The sequence below is a fragment of the Sulfurimonas limnophila genome (genome assembly GCF_059705345.1).
Genome location: NZ_AP046127.1, coordinates 1,975,952 through 1,992,175 on the forward strand (window position 1 = coordinate 1,975,952; position 16,224 = coordinate 1,992,175).

Annotated in this window: 18 protein-coding genes; 2 read left to right on the forward strand and 16 right to left on the reverse strand. The window is 36.4% G+C overall.

Annotated elements, in window-relative coordinates:
• Positions 1-54: 54 nt before the first annotated feature.
• From maf to AC6H33_RS10055, 4 genes are all read right to left on the reverse strand, one after another.
• Positions 55-603 (reverse strand): septum formation inhibitor Maf, encoded by a 549-nt coding sequence (gene maf, locus AC6H33_RS10040; RefSeq protein ID WP_497604750.1) that lies wholly within the window; start codon positions 601-603, stop codon positions 55-57.
• Positions 604-1,086: a hypothetical protein gene (locus AC6H33_RS10045; RefSeq protein WP_497604751.1), complete on the reverse strand. Its 483-nt coding sequence runs from the start codon at positions 1,084-1,086 to the stop codon at positions 604-606.
• Complete coding sequence (gene alaS / locus AC6H33_RS10050; RefSeq protein ID WP_497604752.1) at positions 1,086-3,635, reverse strand: alanine--tRNA ligase; 2,550 nt, start codon at positions 3,633-3,635, stop codon at positions 1,086-1,088. Before alaS ends, AC6H33_RS10045 begins: the two co-directional genes overlap by 1 nt.
• A gap of 71 nt (positions 3,636-3,706) precedes the next feature.
• Positions 3,707-5,122 carry an aldehyde dehydrogenase family protein gene (locus AC6H33_RS10055; protein ID WP_497604753.1) on the reverse strand — a complete coding sequence of 472 codons (1,416 nt, stop codon included), beginning with the start codon at positions 5,120-5,122 and terminating at the stop codon, positions 3,707-3,709.
• A 61-nt stretch (positions 5,123-5,183) separates the two neighbouring features.
• Here AC6H33_RS10055 and AC6H33_RS10060 point away from each other — a divergent pair, with 61 nt between their 5' ends.
• Complete coding sequence (locus tag AC6H33_RS10060) at positions 5,184-5,405, forward strand: hypothetical protein (RefSeq protein WP_497604754.1); 222 nt, start codon at positions 5,184-5,186, stop codon at positions 5,403-5,405.
• A complete protein-coding gene (locus AC6H33_RS10065; RefSeq protein WP_497604755.1) occupies positions 5,402-5,800 on the forward strand; it encodes a thioredoxin family protein in 399 nt (132 codons plus the stop codon). Before AC6H33_RS10060 ends, AC6H33_RS10065 begins: the two co-directional genes overlap by 4 nt.
• Here AC6H33_RS10065 and AC6H33_RS10070 read toward each other — a convergent pair.
• The 12 genes from AC6H33_RS10070 to AC6H33_RS10125 all read right to left on the reverse strand — a co-directional run bounded on the left by AC6H33_RS10070 (position 5,797) and on the right by AC6H33_RS10125 (position 16,188).
• Positions 5,797-6,126 carry a YraN family protein gene (locus AC6H33_RS10070; RefSeq protein ID WP_497604756.1) on the reverse strand — a complete coding sequence of 110 codons (330 nt, stop codon included), beginning with the start codon at positions 6,124-6,126 and terminating at the stop codon, positions 5,797-5,799. The two genes, AC6H33_RS10065 and AC6H33_RS10070, sit on opposite strands and share 4 nt — an antisense overlap.
• The gene (locus AC6H33_RS10075; RefSeq protein WP_497604757.1) at positions 6,126-8,189 is read right to left on the reverse strand and encodes a molybdopterin oxidoreductase family protein; all 2,064 of its coding nucleotides are present in this window, start codon (positions 8,187-8,189) and stop codon (positions 6,126-6,128) included. Before AC6H33_RS10075 ends, AC6H33_RS10070 begins: the two co-directional genes overlap by 1 nt.
• Positions 8,190-8,224: 35 nt before the next feature.
• Positions 8,225-8,953, reverse strand: coding sequence for an SDR family oxidoreductase (locus AC6H33_RS10080; protein WP_497604758.1), 729 nt, complete (start codon positions 8,951-8,953; stop codon positions 8,225-8,227).
• Between the two features lie 6 nt (positions 8,954-8,959).
• Positions 8,960-10,222: a homoserine dehydrogenase gene (locus AC6H33_RS10085; protein ID WP_497604759.1), complete on the reverse strand. Its 1,263-nt coding sequence runs from the start codon at positions 10,220-10,222 to the stop codon at positions 8,960-8,962.
• A 26-nt stretch (positions 10,223-10,248) separates the two neighbouring features.
• Positions 10,249-11,466, reverse strand: coding sequence for an LL-diaminopimelate aminotransferase (locus AC6H33_RS10090; RefSeq protein ID WP_497604760.1), 1,218 nt, complete (start codon positions 11,464-11,466; stop codon positions 10,249-10,251).
• Positions 11,467-11,540: 74 nt separating this feature from the next.
• On the reverse strand, positions 11,541-12,362 hold the full coding sequence (locus AC6H33_RS10095) for a hypothetical protein (protein WP_497604761.1): 822 nt from the start codon (positions 12,360-12,362) through the stop codon (positions 11,541-11,543).
• A complete protein-coding gene (locus tag AC6H33_RS10100) occupies positions 12,356-13,252 on the reverse strand; it encodes a helix-turn-helix domain-containing protein (RefSeq protein WP_497604762.1) in 897 nt (298 codons plus the stop codon). Before AC6H33_RS10100 ends, AC6H33_RS10095 begins: the two co-directional genes overlap by 7 nt.
• On the reverse strand, positions 13,249-13,929 hold the full coding sequence (gene rlmB, locus AC6H33_RS10105) for a 23S rRNA (guanosine(2251)-2'-O)-methyltransferase RlmB (protein WP_497604763.1): 681 nt from the start codon (positions 13,927-13,929) through the stop codon (positions 13,249-13,251). Before rlmB ends, AC6H33_RS10100 begins: the two co-directional genes overlap by 4 nt.
• A 39-nt stretch (positions 13,930-13,968) precedes the next feature.
• Positions 13,969-14,784 (reverse strand): 16S rRNA (cytidine(1402)-2'-O)-methyltransferase, encoded by an 816-nt coding sequence (gene rsmI / locus AC6H33_RS10110; protein WP_497604764.1) that lies wholly within the window; start codon positions 14,782-14,784, stop codon positions 13,969-13,971.
• Positions 14,785-14,796: 12 nt separating this feature from the next.
• Entirely contained in the window at positions 14,797-14,997 is a 201-nt protein-coding gene (gene rpmE / locus AC6H33_RS10115; protein ID WP_497604765.1) for a 50S ribosomal protein L31, read from the reverse strand.
• A gap of 121 nt (positions 14,998-15,118) precedes the next feature.
• The gene (locus AC6H33_RS10120; protein WP_497604766.1) at positions 15,119-15,790 is read right to left on the reverse strand and encodes a 16S rRNA (uracil(1498)-N(3))-methyltransferase; all 672 of its coding nucleotides are present in this window, start codon (positions 15,788-15,790) and stop codon (positions 15,119-15,121) included.
• On the reverse strand, positions 15,787-16,188 hold the full coding sequence (locus AC6H33_RS10125) for a hypothetical protein (protein ID WP_497604767.1): 402 nt from the start codon (positions 16,186-16,188) through the stop codon (positions 15,787-15,789). The genes AC6H33_RS10120 and AC6H33_RS10125 overlap by 4 nt, the downstream gene beginning before the upstream one ends.
• Between the last annotated feature and the right edge of the window lie 36 nt (positions 16,189-16,224).

Consider the following 16,224-nt stretch of genomic DNA (forward strand, 5'->3'; position numbering starts at 1 on the left):
TAAGGACGATAACAACACCAACAATAATCTCAACAAGATAGAGTTTGTTAACTTTTAAAATAATAAGCCCCTTAAAAGATTTGTGTTTAAGCCCATAGCGGTACTCTCATACCCTTTTGTACTTTTTATATACTTCTTACAAAAACCCTCAACCATACATGCACCTGCTTTACCTCGCCACTCTCCACTCTCTATATAACTATCTACATCATCCATATCAAAGGCTTCAAAAAGGTACTCAGTTTTAGAAATATCGATGATTTTCATCTCAGGTGATTGAAAAATCATACATGTAATGATGCTTGTAATGCTTTGGCTTTGAGTTAGTAAAATATTTCGCGCATCATCTGCACATCTTGCTTTTCTAAGCAAAAGTCCTCTAGAAGTGACAACTGTATCAGCAACTAAAAGAGGGAAGTCTTCATATCCAAACGCTCTTAGATTTGCTTCAAACTTGCCTATCGTTGCTTTATAAACAAAGTTTTTTGGGGAGGTTGCAACTATACTATCTTCATCAAAATCAACACTTTGCTGGATAAACTCTATCCCTGCACTTTTCAAAAGGGCAGCTCTTGTAGGTGATGATGAAGCTAGTCTAATCATCTAAAGAGAGCTTGAGAGAAATGTTCCTAAAAATATTGCCAATACTCCAAGAGCAATATTTAATGGAACCATAACTTTTCCAATAAGTTCTATCTGCCCTTTAGCACCTACCATATTGCCTTCATTTAAAAATCTCTCTCCTCTGTTTCTTCTTAAAATCATAACCATAAGATTAACAAACATAACACTCCAAATAGCCTCTTTTGCGTATGACAATGGCGAGAAATCACTTTGTGAGAGCCCATATCCTTTAATCATAAAAATAGCAGTTATAAGAAGTATGATAACAAAAGGAATAACGATACTAAAGAGTCTCTTTAGCGCATGAGCAATTCTCTCTAAACGTTTTGCAGGAGATTCTATCTCAAGAAATGATTGATGAGCCGCATAACGCATAGCTACCATCCCACCAACCCATACAACAGCACTGATAACATGTAAAAAAACTATGAGTACTTTATACTCTAAAAATATATCTTGCATTATGAGATAACCTCTGTTATATATCTAAGAGCTTCGATTTTTGCTTCTGAGAGTTTTGAGATATCTTTTCCACCAGCTTGAGCAAAATCAGCTCTTCCACCGCCACCGCCGCCAAGAAGCGGAGCGATATGTTTAATCCAATCTCCAGCTTTAGCATCAGAGCCTTTAACACCAGCCGCCATCATAACTTTGTCATCTTTTACTTGAAACAAAATCGCACAAAGTTTCTCATGTTGGTTTTTTAGTTCATCTATCTTCTCTTTGATATCACCGCTTGTAAGCTCATCAACAACAACACTAACACCGTTGATAGACTCAACTTTTATATCTGTTTTGATACTGCTTTGAGCATCATGGAGCTCTTTTTTTAGCTCAGCTACATTTGCTTTTAGTCTTGCAACTCCAGCCAAAACATCTAAGTTTTTAACCTCATGTTCAACCTCTTTTAGTAGCTCTCTTTGCTCAACAAAGTAGCTATATGCCGCATTTCCACAAACAGCTTCTATACGTCTAACACCAGCGCTTACACCACTCTCTTTTGTAATGATAAATGAGCCGATATTTGCGCTGTTCTCAACATGCACACCGCCACAAAACTCGATACTTGCATCGCCAAAACTTACAACGCGAACTTCATCGCCGTACTTTTCGCCGAACTGTGCTTTTGCTCCAGATTTTTTAGCTTCATCTATGCTCATAACCTCAGTATTAGCACTGATTCCACGCATGATTTCATAATTTACTCTGCGCTCAATCTCTGCTAACTCTTCACTAGAGATAGCTTTTGGATGAGAGAAGTCAAATCTAAGTCTTGAAGCTTCAACCAGTGAACCAGCTTGAGAGATATGGTCTCCTAAAACATCAAATAATACTGCATGTAAAAGGTGTGTCGCTGAGTGGTGCTTTGTTATCTCGCCTCTTGAGATATCTACTATCGCTTCAACCTCATCGCCCAATTTAAGCTCTTTAGTAACCGAGATTTGTGATAAATTTAGTCCAAAAAACTTTTTAGTATCGAGCACTTTTGCAAAACCGCTAAGCTCTCCAATATCTCCACACTGTCCACCACTTTGAGCATAAAATGGTGTAGTATCTAAAAAGACCCAACCATTCACTCCTGCTGATAACGTATCAGCACGATGGTAGCTCTCATCAAGAAGTGCTAAAATCCTGCTTTTATGCTTTGTTGTCTCATAACCTACAAAGTTATTCTCTGCAAATCTCTCTAAAATCTCTTTAAAATCTCCAGCAACTGCTTCATCTCCACTGCCCTTCCAAGCAGCTTTTGCGCGAGAGCGTTGCTCTTGCATCAACTCTTCAAATTTAGCAGAGTCTAGCTTTAAGTTTTTCTCTCTTAACATATCCTCTGTCAAATCAAGAGGGAAACCAAAAGTATCATAAAGTTTAAATGCAACTTCTCCGCTAAATATCTCTTTAGTATTTTCAAGCTCTGCATTAAAGAGTTCAATTCCAGAAGCGATAGTTTTGAAAAATCTAGCCTCTTCAAGCTCTATCTGCTCTTTTACAGCATGTGCTTTTTGAGCTAAATAGTCATATTCACCGCCCATAATATCAACAACCGTATCAACAAGTTTAAACATAAACGGCTCGTTAAAGCCCAAAAGATAGCCATGTCTTACGGCACGACGCAATATTCTGCGAAGAACATAACCTCTTCCCTCATTTGAGAAGTTTACACCTTGAGCGAGTAAAAAGAGTGTTGTACGAATGTGGTCAGCTATAACTCTATAAGAAGCGCCTGTTGCATAGAGATACTCTTTTGCTATAAGCTCTTGTACTTTTTTGATGATAGGCATAAACAGTGATGATGAGTAGTTACTGCTTACTCCCTCGCTAATTGCAACAACACGCTCTAGCCCCATCCCTGTATCAATTGATGGCTTTGGAAGAGGTGTTAGTGTACCATCACTACTTCTTTCGTACTGCATGAAAACCAAGTTCCAGATCTCTAAAAATCTATCGCCATCTCCACCCATGTAATCCTCAGGACCGCTGAACTCCTCAGCACCTTGATCAAAAAAGATTTCACTACATGGTCCACATGGTCCAGTATCGCCCATCTGCCAGAAGTTGTCTTTATCCCCTAGTCGCATAATTCTATCTATGCTTACATGACGTAGCCAAAGAGTCTCAGCTTCATCGTCACTCTCATGAACAGTTACCCATAACTTCTCTTTTGGAAATTTTAAAACCCCTGTTATAAACTCCCATGCATAATCAATTGCATCTTCTTTAAAATAGTTTCCAAAACTAAAATTTCCAAGCATCTCAAAGAAAGTGTGATGTCTTGCTGTGTAGCCTACATTTTCAAGATCGTTATGTTTCCCACCCGCACGGATACACGTCTGACATGAAACAGCACGGGGATTTGCTGGAGTTGGAACTTCCCCTGTAAAAATTGACTTAAAAGGAACCATTCCCGCATTGTTAAAAAGCAGTGTTGCATCATCTGGAACAAGTGGAGCGCTCCCCACTCTGTCATGGTTTTTTGACTCAAAATATCTTAAAAACTCTTCTCTAATATTCATAAACATATCTCTTATTGTAAAGTTGCGCGATTATATCCAAAAATTGCAACGAAGCCATTTAAATGGAGAGTTTAACAAATGATAACACTCTTTATTTCGCTCATCTCTTCTATCGCAAATCTTGGTCCCTCTCGCCCGACACCGCTCAGTTTTACTCCACCATAAGGCTGAATATCAAAACGCAGAGTTGGCATATCGTTGATTACTATTCCACCAGCGTCAAGCTCATTTATCGCACGTTTTGTAAGATTTAAATCATTTGTAAAAATTGAGAACTGCAAACCATAAGGAGAATTATTCATCATAGGCATAGCTTCATCAAAATCTTTTACCTCTATCAAAGAGACAATTGGTGCAAAAACCTCTTGACAAACTATTGCCATATCCTCTTTTACATCCGCCATAACACAAGGGTAAAATACTCTCCCCTCAACTCTAGGTTCTAGCAGTGGTGTTGCACCCTCTTTGATAGCACTTTGCACCCACTCCATCGCTCTAAGGGCTGCTTCATCATTTACAAGAGGTCCCATAAAAGTATCCTCTGCATAGGGAGAGCCTACTATCAATTTTTTAGTTGCCTCAGCCATTTTTGAAGCAAATTCGCTATAAACATCTTTGTGAACATAGATACGTTGCAAAGAGATGCAAACCTGCCCTGAATTTACAAAAGCTCCTATCGCACATCTTTGCGCCGCGAGGTCTAAATCAGCACTTTTGTCTATAAAAGTAGCGGCATTTCCTCCAAGCTCCAGTGAAACTTTTTTTATACCAGCACTCTTAGTGATTATCTCGCCAACACCAACACTTCCAGTAAAGCTTATAACTCTAGGTATCTCGCTAGTAACTAGAGCACCGCCAACATCTGCATCCCCATAAACAACACTTAGCGCATCTTTTATAGCAAACTCACTCTCGATAAATAGCTTCGCAAACTTATAAGCAGTAAGAGGAGCTTCTGGTGTTGGTTTTAGCACAACTGCGTTTCCTGCAACAAGTGCTGGAGCTATCTTATGCGCTATCAAGTTTAGTGGAAAATTAAAAGGAGTGATTGCCACAACAACACCACAAGGAACACGAGAGAAAAAAGAGATTGTTTTTTTTCCAGAAGCAAATGCGTCACTGTTTATAGTCTCTCCATGCATAGTTCTCATAGTCTCTGCTGCTAAAGTAACTGTCTCTATACAGCGCTCAACTTCTATCCTTGAGTAAGTTATTGGTTTTCCAACTTCATCTGTTATGGTTTTTGCAATATCTTCTTTGTTCTGCGCTAACTTAGAAGCAACATCCAATAGCCATGAGCATCTTTGAGAAATAGTTGTCTTAACTGCCTCTTTTGATGCCAAAAGTGCTATGTTTAGGGCTTTTTTTGCGTCATCTGCATCACACTTTACAAACTCAGAAGCTACCTCTGCGTTGTATGGATTTATCCTTTTGCCAAGACTCTCTTTTGATTGCTCAGATGAGCCAAAATATATATTTGCAACCATACAAAACTCCAACTCTTTTTATTTTATGTTATTATATTATAAAAAGAAAAAGGAGGAAGTTATGGAAGTAACTCGTTATTTATTTCAGTCGCCTTATTCAAATCAAGTTCAAATAGGTCAACCCGATACAAGCTCAAATGCAACTTCAAAAGAGAGTAGTTCTTCAAACAATCCAGTTGAAAACATCACATCGCTTGAAGCAAAAACTCCACAAGAGAGTCCAAAAACTACTCAAGAGAGCCAAAAAGTAGACTCAAATACACTCTTAGATATGTACGTATGAGAAACCTGCTCTTTATTTTTCTATCACTATCAACCCTCTTTGGGGCTGATTTAGAGTGGTTACACGACTATGATGAAGCACTTAAACAAGCAAAAGAACAAAACAAAGATGTATACCTCTTTGTCGGAGCTGATGATTGTAGATGGTGTGATAGATTTAAAGAGATGACACTATCAAAAGATGAAGTGATGAAGAGATTAAAAGAGGAGTATATCCCTCTGTACATGTCAAGAGATAGGCACAATATTCCAAAACATTTTGAAGTCAAGGGTGTGCCTAGACACTACTTTTTGACAAAAGATGCAAAGATAATACATGCAGATAGAGGAAGCAGAGAGCCTGATGGCTTTTTTTCTCTCTTAGATGAGATTGAACTTAAAAAAAGTGAAGATTAAATCGTTATATTTTCTAAATGCCAGATATTTTCTGGCGTAACTATCACAGCATCATACATATAATCAACATTTAGGGCATTTTTTTTAAGATAAACATCACCAGTTTTTATAATTTTTGAGAGTTTGCCTTTTGTGATATTTTGAACTGCAAGTTCATAATCAAGCGCACTCTTTACCTCAACAAAATGTAAAACTTCATCTTTTATAACGATAATATCTATCTCTCCAAAGCGGGAGTAGAAGTTTTTATCAACTATCGTATAGCCATTCTCTAAGAGAAATAAAGAGGCTCTCTGCTCTGCTATATCTCCCTTAGCTCTGCTCACTAGATATTTACCACTTCTACTTTTACAGATTTAAAAGCCGCTGTTAAGATAAGCTCATCACTCTCATCTCCAAAGAGTGCATTTATCTTAGATGATGCGTGATGAAACGTTACAAAGAGAGTTTTTGGCTCTACTTTATTTGTAAATTTTACTTTAAGAGGGGTTGTTTGTCCGTTTTTACTCTTTAAAATCACTCTCTGGCTTCTAAAATCTCCAGCGTCATCTTCATTTACAAGAAGTAAATCTTCATCATAACGATCCATCAAACTAGGTGTCTGCTTAGTTTGTGCAGCGTTGTTGTACATAGCGATAGTTCTGCCAGTTGTAAGATAGTAACTTCTTAAACTCTTCTCTAAAATCTCTTTTATCATGTTTCTAAGTTTATACTGATGGTAATGAAACTCACCCAAACCATCATCCGTTCTAAAATCCAACTGATGTAAGATAGGAGTGTCTTCTGTATGAACAGGCCATTGAAGCCCACGTTTACGGTGTCTCTCAAGTCTTACGTAAGAAGCCCCGCTAAAACGGCGATATGCAACTTCACGTACCTCATCCCAAATCTCATTTGAATTTTTATAGGCACTGCTACCACCCATTTTATTATCAAGCATTTGCAAAACTTCCCAGTCGTCTGGCAGGTCTGATTTGACAAGCGGCTGAGAAAGATGCAATCTTCTCATAGCATTTACATAAACTCCCGTCTTCTCATAAGCTGATTTTACACCTATTACGATATCAGCCTTAGAAGTTATATCTGTCATGAAAAGCTCTTGCACCATGATAAATTCAACTTCTTCTAAAGCTTTGTCTATCTTGTTTAGATTTGGATGGATATGAGTTAAATCTTCTCCGATATTTATAATCGCTTTTAATCTCCCCTCCAGCATCTCATCTACTAGTTGCGGTGTCATCAAACCAACCTCTTTTGGTGTTTGATAATCTGGGTCATAATATGGAAGCATCCCCATATCACAAGCTCCTTGAACATTATTTTGTCCTCTTAGAGGCATAAGCCCAGCTCCAGCTTTTCCAATATTTCCAGTCATAAGCGCTAAATGCGTTATAGCCATAACTGCGTAAGAGCCATCAATATGCTCAGTAATCCCAAGACCCCAAAAAATCATAGACTTTTTAAGAGCATACTCACGAGCAACCTTTGGAATCATCTTAGCTAATGACTCATATCCATCAATATTTTCAAAAAACTTAGGATTTGCATAAGGATCATTTAAAATCTTTTGCTTAAACTCATCAAACCCTTTTGTTCGCTCCGCTATGAAACTCTCATCATAAAGTTCTTCACTGATTATTACATACGCCAACATATTTAAAACAAGCAGATTTGCTTCATATGGCATAATCGCTTTATACTTTGCAAATTTATGAAGCTTTATCTCTCTAACATCAAAAACAGCCATATTGTCATGTTTCTGCGCCATATCTACTATACGATTTGCGATAATAGGATGAGCCTCAGTTGTATTTGAACCTATGACAATCATAAATTCACAGTTATATATATCGTTGTATGGATTTGTTGCAGCGCCTTCTCCGATAGTTGTACGCATCCCTTTTAGGCTAGGCGAGTGACAAACTCTAGCGCAGTTGTCAACATGTGGAGAGTTTAGTGTGTGGCGTGTAAATTTTTGAAAAAGATATACACTCTCGCATGAAGTTCTAGCTCCACCTATTGATGCGATACTTTTTCGTCCATATTTTTGTTGTACATCTGTAAGTTTCATTGCAGCAGCAGTTGTAACACTCTGTAAATCACTCTCATACCAAACATCGTCATAATCTACAAGTGAAGGTAAAATCGCCTCTTTGATAGATGGGTTTTTCTCTAAAAAACTCTTCTTTATTCTAGGTACTCTTAATCTCTCTTTTGAGTCAACAAAATCGAAACCATACTTCCCTTTTATGCAGAGTTTTCCTTGTGAAACAACTCCATCTGGATGCGCGAAAATCTTTTGAATCTTATTATCTTTTACATCTGCTGCTATATCGCAACCAACCCCACAGTATGTACATACACTATCTATTGTCTGAATATTTTCCATAAAACCTACCATATAATTATCTATTTTTTTAAAATTTAGCGCAACGAGTTTACAATTTTATCTCTTAAAAATTGCGGAAGCATCTTTAGAGCAGAGATGATTAAATAAAATCTAAGCGGAAATGGATAAAAAGTTTTCTCTTTTTTAATCGCATCATAAATTCTCTCTGCCCCACTTTTTGTATCAAGAAAAAATGGCATCTTAAAGCTGTTTTTATCTGTCATCTCACTCTTTATAAACCCAGGCAAGATATTTATAACCTTTATCCCATCATTTTTATATTTGTATCTAATGCCCTCTGCATAGGCATTAAGAGCTCTTTTTGAGGAGCTGTAAGCAACTGAAGTTGGCATAGATATAAGTGAAGCCAAAGATGAGATAAAGATGATTTTTCCACTCTTTTTGGCTTTAAATTGTGGTAAAAGCACTTCTAGGATAGCGTGGTTTGAGAGAAGATTTATATCATATAGTTTTTTAAAATCACTAAAGGGGGTTATTTCTAAAGAGTGCCCAAGAGATGCACCAGCATTGAGTATTACCATATCGATGTCATTCAAACTCTTTATCTTATCTTGCAAGAGTTCAAAATCAGTTACATCTGCAACAATAATTTCAACGCTTTTTGCGTCAAGTAGCTCTGATTTTAACTTAAGAAGTCTATCTTCTCTTCTAGCAAGTAGGGTTAAAGAGTTTCCATCTTTAGCGTAAAGCCTTGCCAACTCTTCGCCAATTCCACTACTTGCTCCAGTAATAAGAATATTCAAATTATTTTAAACTATCCTAATCATCACAGGCTTTAAGTTAACAAACTCAAGTCCCTCTAATGATGAGATAAGGTTTTGAATATCATGCTCGTAAGCCTTATGAGTGGAGATTAATAGGTTTGCGCTGTCGTGTGAAGATTGTCTTTGTAGAATTGCCTCTATTGATATAGAGTTCTCTTCAAATACCTTTGTAATTCGTGCTAAAACACCAATTTTATCAGATACATTTATACGCAGATAATATTTTGACTCTATATCTCCAGCTGCCCTAAGCGTAAGTTTGCCCTCCATCGGTCTGTCAAAGCCCAACATTGGTTTACTTTTTCCACTTCTTGCTATGTCTATAATATTTGCAACAACAGCACTAGCAGTCGCATCGCCACCAGCTCCAGCACCATAATATAGTGTCTCGCCAACTTTGTCACCAACTACGCTAATGGCATTCATAACACCATCTATCTTTGCAATCATCGCATCTTTTTTTATCAAAGAGGCATGAACTCTAAGCTCAACTTCACTCTTGTCTTTTTTTGCAATTCCAAGAAGTTTGATAACATATCCAAACTCTTTGGCAAAGGCTATATCATCTTTAGAGATATTTTCTATCCCCTCTATCAATATATCCTCTGGTTTTGCATCTATCCCATAAGCTATACTAGCTAGGATAAGAAGTTTATGCGCTGTATCAAACCCGCCTACATCAAAAGTTGGATCTGCCTCTGCATAACCCAGCTCTTGTGCCTCTTTGAGGATAACATCATAAGCGACACTATCATTTGTCATCTTCGTGAGCATATAGTTACATGTACCATTCATGATACCCATGATAGACTCTATATGATTCGCAGATAGTCCATCACGCAGAGCATTTATGATTGGGATACCACCAGCAACACTTGCCTCATACTCAAAAGCTATATCTTTTGCAATGTCTGCTAGTTCATAACGATGGTAAGCAAGTAGTGCTTTATTTGCAGTAACAACAGCTTTTTTATTTTTAAGAGCTTTCTTTACAACTTCAAGGGGCTCTTCTACTCCACCCATAAGCTCAACAACAATATCAATCTCTGCATCATCTAAGATGTCATCAACGTTATCGCTTATTTTTATTCCCAAAGAGCTTCTATCTTTGTTAATATTTTTTACAACTCCGCTTTTTACAACTATATCAACACCAGCACGAGCTGAAATTACATCGGCATTCTCTCTTAAGATATTTACAACACTGCTTCCAACAGTGCCTACACCGATTATTCCAACTTTTATCATGCTACTTCTCCATCTCTGTGTTATTTTTACGCTTTGTCTTGAAACTGCTTTAAAAACTCTTTGATATTTCTTGCTGCTTGACGAATACGGTTATCATTTTCTATAAGCGCGATACGAACATACTCATCCCCGTAAACACCAAAACCAATACCTGGAGCAACTGCAACACCAGCCTCTTTAAGAAGTTTTTTTGAAAACTCCAAAGAGCCTAAATGAAGACAGTAATCAGGAATTTTTGCCCAAACAAACATACTTGCTTGATTTTTTTTGATATGCCAACCAGCTCTATCAAATGCGTCAAGAAGAACTTCTTGACGGTGGTTGTACTTGTCTGTTATATCTTTTACACACTGCTGATCGCCATTTAACGCGATAGTAGCAGCAACTTGGATAGGCGTAAACATTCCATAATCCAACCATGATTTTATCTTTTGAAGTGCGCCAATAAGCTTTTTGTTTCCTACAAAGAAACCAACACGCCAACCTGCCATGTTATAGCTTTTTGAGAGCGTAAAACTCTCAACTGCTACATCCTTAGCACCTTCAACACTCATAATAGATGGAGTTACATAACCATCAAAAGTGATATCTCCATAAGCTATATCACTAATAACATAAAATCTTTTCTCTTTTGCCATTGCAACAAGACGTACATAAAAATCTTGTGTTACCGTTGCTGTAGTCGGATTGTGTGGAAAGTTTACCAAAACATATTTTGGCTTAGGAGATGACTCCTTAAAAACTCTATCTAAATCTTCAAAGAACTTATCTTCGTTTAGCTTATAATCTTCATCAAACTCAATTCCAAATTTTGCAACATTTCCTCCTGCAAGAATGAAAGAGTACTCATGTATAGGATATGTAGGGTCTGGCACTATTGCGACATCTCCAGGATTTGTGATAGCATAAGCGAGGTGCGCGTAACCCTCTTTTGAGCCCATAGTAGCGACACACTCAGTAGAAGGGTCTAAGTCGCAGTCATATCTTCTTTTATACCAATCAGCAATCGCCAACAAAAGTTTTGGAATACCTTTTGAAACAGAGTATCCATGTGTTCTTGTCTTTTGTGCAGACTCTATTAGCTTCTCTCTAATATGTTCTGGGGTGTCGCCATCTGGATTTCCCATAGAAAAATCAATAACATCAACACCAGCTCTTCTCTCAGCCATCTTAAGCTCATTTACCTCAGCAAAAACGTACTTTGGCAACCTTTTCATTCTATCAAACTGTATCTCATCAAACATGATTTTTCCTACTCAAATAATTAACGACATTCTATCAAAAAAAATTTAGAATTTAGTTTATCGTATCCTTAACTTTATCTCTCTACTGGCAATAAAATCAGGTCATCTTTGATATTTTTTAGCGTGTAAATATCTGATATTTTTATATAGTGGGCATCGCTATCAATATCTAGAGTTATATTTGTTTTTTTTGTATCTAGTTTTATTACACTAAGAAGATTTAATGACTTATCATAAAACGCGATGTATGGGTACCACTCATTTCTCACTGAACTCTTAATATCAAGTGTTTGTACTTTTGAAACATCGAGCCAATAAGCATAAAGCGAACGTTTTAGACTAAATTCAACTCCGCCCTCTAGCTCACTTACATTTAGCCTTGCATTTTGCATATCTATAACATATGCCCAATCACTCTCATTCTCACGTACAACGTCACTGATTTCACAACCATTTTTTTTGAGTTCTTGAGAGAGGATTATAGGGTCTGCTGCATACTCTGATGTAAGATTTATTTTCCATACAAACTCAGTTCCATCAAAGCTAGACTCTTTTGTTACATATTTGTAATAACCTATATTTTGAAGAGCGTCACTCATAATTTTTATAAAAAACAGGTCCTCTCCAGTAGTCTTAAAACTTATGTTTATATCACGAGGTTTTTGAAAAAAAAGATTTAAAATACCATTTTCTTTTAGCGTTTTTATAACTTTTACAGAATCAACTGTTCCATCATATTTATAAAATTCACTCTTTGGCGAAAAAATAGTCTCTATAAAAGCTCTATCTTTAGTAAATGTTTTTGGATTTACTAAATTTTGAATTTTTTTTATAAGAAGATCTTGTGCATTTAAAGAGAAGAAGAAAAACGCTAGTAGAAAAAATATTTTTACCATATTTTACCGCTGTTTAACTCTTTAAACTCATCTAAATTTAGCTCTTTTAATTCGCCGCTCTTATATATAAACCTTAAGTTCTTTGTTGTTTTGTACTGCTGAAGTTTACCGTTTGCTTCTATATCTAAATGTCCGTGTCCAAATGTAAGAAGCCAATCTTTAGTAGAATCCAAAGATAGCTCATCCAAAGAGACTGTCTGACTTTTTTTACCAGTTGATAAATCGATATAACCTATCCAGAGTTTACTTTTTGGGGTAATTTTAAGAGATGCGCCTTTAGCTTCTGATTGTAAAGGAGTTTTTTCTTGCACTGTTTCTTTTACAGCTTCCTCTTTTTTTTCATCTGTTATCTCTTGTGTTTTTGTTTGAATAACTTCTTCTATCTCTTCTACTTGAGTATTATTTTGCTCCAAAGCAGAGCTATTTTCATCTATATTTATAAGATTTTCTTCGCTTGCAACTAATGATTCGTTACTCTCTTGAACAACACTCTCAACTTTTGAGATTTCATTTTCTACTGCTAACTCTTCTTGGGCAACATTGGTGCTTAAATACGCAAACAAAACAAAAAGCACAACGCCTAGAATTATGTATAAAAAGGTTAATTTTCTTTTTTTATTATCTGCTAAAAAAATATTTGTTGCTGCAATCTCAGGTTTTGTATATTTTGAAAAAAACTCAAAATGCTCTTTTGATTTTAGTTTTAACTCACTCAAATCAACGCCGTACTCTCTCTCAAGTATTGATAAAAATCCAACAACTTGAACGCTATTGTTCATCTCCTCGAAATTTTCTTGAAAGATACTCTCTAAATGCCCTCTTGATATATGAGTATCCTCATGAATTTTCTGAACACCAATACTCTTTAATTTATCAATAGCGCTACTCATTTTCTCATCCTATCCATCAAAATAGCTCCAGCAACGCTGACATTTAAAGAGTCAAACTCATGTGACATTTTTATACTGACAACTTCATCGAGTTTTGAGCTTACCCTTTGAGTGAGCCCCTCCCCTTCACTGCCTAAGAAAAGTGCTCTCTTTTGTTTAACTTCAACATCACGAATATCTTTTGCGCCCATATCTGCGCCATATGTGGTAAATCCAGACATCTTAAGATCATTTAAAACATCAAGGACATTTTGCTCAATTGCAAAAGGCATATCAAACAGCGCTCCAGTACTTGTTCTTACAATTGCCTCAAGAGGAAGTGATTTCACTCCACAAGCAATTACACCATCCACACCTAAAGCGTATGCGGTTCTAATGATTGCGCCAATGTTACCAACATCAGTAAGCCCAGACAAAACAAGTACAAACTCATAATTTAAAAATGTTTTGTAATTATGAAGAGCGTACTCATCTACATCTGCTAATATACCTTGATGTGAAGCATTTTTACACATCTTACCAGCCGCATCAGAGGGAATTCTCTTTATCTCAAAACCCATTTTCATCAGGCGTGAGTACTCTTTTTTTTCCATCTCTTTTGCAAGATAAAGTCGCTTTATCTTGTTTGGATGATTTTGTATAATATAGTTTATTGGTTGTTTCGCGTAAATTAACATGTAGGCATTTTATCCAAAATTATTAAAATAGTGTGCATTTTAGAGATGCAACAATCTCTCGTAACACACTTTTGTATTCTCACCAGTGATTTTAGAAATTAGCTTTGCTTGAACTTTCTTTGGCAAGTCAAGCTCTAAAATATCCCTCTGGCTGATTGCAGAGCTGTTTTGTCCCTCGTTTGCTTGGATTACTACAACCCACTCGCCTCTTAGATTTTCATTTACTTTTTCTTTAACCTCTAGCGCTGTTCCAAAATAGTATCGCTGGTATTTTTTAGTAAGCTCTTTTGCTAAAAATATTTTTCGTAAAGGCTCTTCTGCTGATAGTTCATTTAAAAGTTTATCAAGCCTATGCGGCGATTCGTAAACAATAGTCGTAAATCCGCTATTAAGTGCGCCTTGAAGTGAAATTTCTCTATCTTTACCTTTATGTGGCAAAAATCCCCAAAAAAGCATTTTTGTATCTACAAAACCACTTGCTACAAATGCGGTTAACAGCGCATTTGCCCCTGGTAAAACATCATATTTTACTCCATTGTCTTGAGCATATCTAACTAGAGCTTGTCCAGGGTCGCTAATGCCAGGCATACCTGCATCACTTGCATAGATAACATTTTCATCAAAAAAAGATGGGTCAAGTTTTTCTATAAACTCTTTTTCATTGTGGGAGTGGAGTGAGATAAAATTTTGTTCTTCTTTAAAAGTAGTGTTATATCGTTCTTTGAGGATTTGGATAAGTTTTTTTGTGACTCTTGTGTCTTCACAAAGAAGTGTGTCAGCGTTACTTAGAGCTTCGATAGCTCTAAGTGATATGTCACCTATATTTCCAATTGGAGTTGGAACTAATGTAAGCAAGAAAAATCTTGACTAGTTTTGAGCGTAACGCTTCTTGAACTTATCAATTCTTCCAGCAGTATCTACCATTCTCTCAGAACCTGTAAAGAACGGGTGACACTCATTACAGATGTCGATTCTCATCTCATCTTTTTGGCCTTCAGTTACAAAACTGTTTCCACATGAACATGTAACAGTACACGCTACTAATTTTGGGTGAATATCTTTTTTCATTTTTTTGCCTTTTGATACTCGGTAATTTGCGAATATCTATATATTTTTTAAATCCGTATGAGGGCGGATTTTAAGAGTGGCATTGTAGCAAGAATTATCTTAATTTAAAAATATTGCTACTCTAAAGTACAATTTTACTTGCAACTGCCAAGACTGCGCTCTCTGAGCGTAAAACCATTGGAGTATCTAGTCTAAAACTTCCAAGAGATTTAAAAAGTTCTCTCTCGTTTGGCGAAAATCCGCCCTCACATCCAATAAGAACAGTTTTTATATCACTATAATCACTTAGCGTATTATCACAAAAATCAAACACTTTTGTATCTGGGTGCTTTGATATAAACTCTTTTACACTCTTGCAACTCTCAAGCTCTATATAGTTACTCCTGCCGCACTGTTGCATCGAGGCTTCTTGAATTCTCTCAAATCTTTTAAAATCTAATTTAAAGTTTTTTTGGCTTCTCTCACATGAGATAAAAGTTATCGCCTCAACACCTATCTCACAAAGAGAAGGAAGCACTTTCTCAATAGAGTTTGAGTCTATCACACACCAGCCTATATGTAGATTTTTTAAGCTTTTTACCTCATTAATCTGAGAAGAGATTAAAATAAGTTCAGCACTTCTTGGCTCAACTGTATCTACGCGGTAAGTGTGCAAAAGCTCCAGATTTTCTCTTGTTCTAAAATGTAAAATATCACCCTCTCTATGACGGCGTACTTTAATTAGATATTTGTGTAGTTCTGCCCTAACATGGAGCTTCTCTTTACCTGCTTCATCATCAAGTATATATATCACATCCACATCCAGCTTGATATACTAAGCACAACAAATATCTCTATCAAAAAGATTTTAAGTGCATATTTTTTATGGTTTGCGAACGACTCTTCATCTTTTACGCTTCGTAAGCTCTTAGAACGCTTTACCTCAAGATAAGTAAGTGCTGTCGCAAAGAGTATCATTACTATATTTTCGATAGTAAAGTTTAGATGCTTCGATGCCATCATAACGATACCTGTAAAAATTACCATACCAATAGCAGTTCCAACAATAGGAGTAAAAAGAGAGATAGCTCTTCTATATCTTACGTTGCTTTTTATGCCAAGGAGCATTAAAATATTTATCAAAATGACACCTAAAACCGCTATAACGCCCCAGTTATGTGTTACAATACTCATATCATACATTTCATTCATGCCGAAATGTTACAATAAAAATGCAAAAAGAAGAAA

Coding starts and splice junctions, on each gene's coding strand:
- maf (WP_497604750.1), bottom strand. CDS start 603: ATGATTAGACTAGCTTCATCATCACCTACAAGAGCTGCCCTTTTGAAA.
- AC6H33_RS10045 (WP_497604751.1), bottom strand. CDS start 1,086: ATGCAAGATATATTTTTAGAGTATAAAGTACTCATAGTTTTTTTACAT.
- alaS (WP_497604752.1), bottom strand. CDS start 3,635: ATGAATATTAGAGAAGAGTTTTTAAGATATTTTGAGTCAAAAAACCAT.
- AC6H33_RS10055 (WP_497604753.1), bottom strand. CDS start 5,122: ATGGTTGCAAATATATATTTTGGCTCATCTGAGCAATCAAAAGAGAGT.
- AC6H33_RS10060 (WP_497604754.1), top strand. CDS start 5,184: ATGGAAGTAACTCGTTATTTATTTCAGTCGCCTTATTCAAATCAAGTT.
- AC6H33_RS10065 (WP_497604755.1), top strand. CDS start 5,402: ATGAGAAACCTGCTCTTTATTTTTCTATCACTATCAACCCTCTTTGGG.
- AC6H33_RS10075 (WP_497604757.1), bottom strand. CDS start 8,189: ATGGAAAATATTCAGACAATAGATAGTGTATGTACATACTGTGGGGTT.
- AC6H33_RS10085 (WP_497604759.1), bottom strand. CDS start 10,222: ATGATAAAAGTTGGAATAATCGGTGTAGGCACTGTTGGAAGCAGTGTT.
- AC6H33_RS10090 (WP_497604760.1), bottom strand. CDS start 11,466: ATGTTTGATGAGATACAGTTTGATAGAATGAAAAGGTTGCCAAAGTAC.
- AC6H33_RS10095 (WP_497604761.1), bottom strand. CDS start 12,362: ATGGTAAAAATATTTTTTCTACTAGCGTTTTTCTTCTTCTCTTTAAAT.
- AC6H33_RS10100 (WP_497604762.1), bottom strand. CDS start 13,252: ATGAGTAGCGCTATTGATAAATTAAAGAGTATTGGTGTTCAGAAAATT.
- rlmB (WP_497604763.1), bottom strand. CDS start 13,929: ATGTTAATTTACGCGAAACAACCAATAAACTATATTATACAAAATCAT.
- rpmE (WP_497604765.1), bottom strand. CDS start 14,997: ATGAAAAAAGATATTCACCCAAAATTAGTAGCGTGTACTGTTACATGT.
- AC6H33_RS10125 (WP_497604767.1), bottom strand. CDS start 16,188: ATGAATGAAATGTATGATATGAGTATTGTAACACATAACTGGGGCGTT.